The organism is Nitrospinaceae bacterium (assembly GCA_018669005.1).
Lineage (GTDB): Bacteria > UBA8248 > UBA8248 > UBA8248 > UBA8248 > UBA8248.
This window is the reverse complement of the sequence record JABJAL010000109.1, coordinates 1-2550: the sequence shown is the minus strand read 5'-3', so window position 1 is coordinate 2550 and position 2550 is coordinate 1. Positions and strand designations below refer to the sequence as shown.

The following is a 2550-nucleotide window of genomic DNA, read 5'->3' as shown; positions in this document are numbered from 1 at the left end:
CGAGGTAGCCAAGAGCGCGGATGCGCTCGCCCGGCATCTGAGGGACCAATCAAAAAAAGAGACCACCCGCCCGAGTTAATACGAGGTAGCCAAGAGCGCGGATGCGCTCGCCCGGCATCTGAGGGACCAAACCAACAAGACTCTCCGCTTGACTCCCCCACTCCAATGGTCTGATTATTAGACCAATGGATCGCGTTGGGGCTTGTTACGCGCTCCACTCATAAAGGGAGAATTAAAATGGTTGCGGGCTGCGTTCATATCAATGGCGAGTTCGTCGAACTCGAAGACGCCAAGATTTCGATTTTCGACACCGGTTTCCTGCATTCCGATGTGGTCTATGACGTCACCACCGCGTGGCAGGGCTATATCTTCAAGCTCGACGAGCATCTCGAGCGCTTCGCCGCGAGTTGCGCCGGCTTCCGGCTGAAGAACCCCTACTCCGACGCCGAGACCGCCAATATCCTGGCCGAAACCACGCGCCGCGCCGAGTGCGAGGACGGCGCCTTCATCCACATGCATGTGACGCGCGGCGAATATGCCGAAAACTCGCGCGACCCGCGCCTGTGTGAAAACCAGTTCGCCTGCTATGTCGTGCCGTTCGTCTGGCTGTGGGGCGAAGAAAAGAGCAAGGCCGGCATCAACATCCACATGGCCGGCATCGAGCGCATCTCATCCAAGGCGGTCGATGCGCGCTTCAAGAATTTCCACTGGGGCGATCTTATTCAGGCGCAATACGAGGCCTATGAAAACGAACGCGACGACGCCGCGCTCTGCGCCGCCGACGGCAGCCTGGCCGAGGGCCCGGGCTTTAACATCTGGGTGGTGAAAGACGGCGTCTGCGCCACGCCGGATAAAAACTGCCTGCTCGGCATGTCACGCAAATCGGTGATCGAGCTGTGCGGCATGGAAAACATCCCGTTCGAGCTGCGCACCGTACACCCGGACGAGTTACGCAACGCCGACGAAGCCTTCGCCACCTCGTCGGCCGGCGGGGTGATGCCGATCACCCGGGTCGACGATAAGCCGCTCGGCAATGGCGCGCCGGGGATTCTCACCTCGCAGCTGTTTGATAGCTATTGGCGGCAAAGGGAAGCTGGGTGGTGCGGGACCAAGATAACGGACATTCTTGACTCGTAGCGCGCCCGTATAGTTGCCGGTGGTGATAAGCCCTTCTTCCCTAATGGGGAAGAAGGGTTTGGGTTGTTGGGGGGGGCGCTTAGCGCGCGGGAGCGGGGTGTTTGGGTGTTAATTACCGCCAACACACACGCAATATAAATGCGCGTGATCACAAGACGTGTTTCAACCCATAATTTTTCTCTCTATACTAGCTGGGTAATCAAATTCAGCAGCTCAGTGCTGACCTGAGCTGCTGTGGCCTGGGGAGGGTTCCAATGGCTGATATCAAGCTGTTCCGCCTAGCAGGCGAAAGCGCTAGCGAGATTCAGGGTACCTCCGTAGCTCTGGAGAAGTCGCTTCAATCTATCATCGAGAATCATCTTGAAACACTTTTGGGCGTCCGCTTTCTGGCCAGCGAGTACAGTACGGGGAAAGTACATGGTGGCCGTATGGATACACTGGGTATCGATGAGAACGGGTGCCCGGTGATCATCGAATATAAACGCTCAACGAATGAGAACGTGATCAATCAAGGCCTTTTCTATTTGGATTGGCTAATGGACCACAGGAAAAGCTTCGAATGGCTTGTGCTCGAAAAGCTCGGGAAGAAGGACGCTGATAACGTCGAATAGTCGGCGCCTCGCCTTCTTTGTATCGCTGGCGATTTCACGAAATATGACGAACATGCCGTCAAGCAAATGAACCACAACATCGAACTGATCCGGTACCGAAGATACGGCGAAGAGCTTTTGCTATTTGAATTGATCAACGCAACGAGTGTCGGGCCGGTAACTAACGCGGCACTCCACGGAACACCTTCAGTCGGAAAATACAAAACTATTGGTGAAGTTTTGTCCGAGACAGATCAGCAGCTTAGAGACCGGTTTGAATCTATCAAGGATTTCATGCTGGCTCTTGGCGACGATGTGCAGATGAAAGAGCTGCGATATTATTTTGCTTTTAAACGCATCAAGAATTTTGCGTGCGTCGAATTGCGACCACAGAAGGGCATCGTTCTGGTGTACGTAAAGGTGAATCCTGACGAGGTAGATCTGGTTTCCACGGGAAATCTCCTAAGGGACGTGAGGGCCGTCGGCCATTTCGGCACTGGAGACCTGGAAATTACAATACGAAACGTAAATGATTTCGAACTCGCCAAGTCGTTACTGGAGAGAAGCTATGAGTCTTCGTAGTAGCGACCGCCTTAAATTGCCAAATCAGCACTCCTTACCCTTTGACCAAGAGCCGTATTAGATGGTTTTTCATCAAAAATTCAATCCTCTCATGTGACTAAAAGTCACAGAGACATAAAATCCAACACGCTGCTGAAAGCCAACATTCTCACACCCGAGTGGCAAATCATGAGTAAAAATAGGAATAAGCAAAAACCTCTTATTGACATCGACTGCGGGGAAGAGAAAGGCCACCTTTTCT

The 2550-nt window shown here is 53.4% G+C and carries 1 protein-coding gene and 1 pseudogene; both read left to right on the top strand.

The genetic code is table 11. The annotated features are described in order from the left end of the window. Window positions 1-237: 237 nt before the first annotated feature. Complete coding sequence (locus tag HOJ95_17050; GenBank protein MBT6396403.1) at window positions 238-1137, top strand: branched-chain amino acid transferase; 900 nt, start codon at window positions 238-240, stop codon at window positions 1135-1137. Window positions 1138-1391: 254 nt separating this feature from the next. Beyond that, window positions 1392-2309: pseudogene (locus HOJ95_17045) on the top strand (DUF91 domain-containing protein). Window positions 2310-2550 lie beyond the last annotated feature (241 nt).

Coding starts and splice junctions, on each gene's coding strand:
- HOJ95_17050 (MBT6396403.1), top strand. CDS start 238: ATGGTTGCGGGCTGCGTTCATATCAATGGCGAGTTCGTCGAACTCGAA.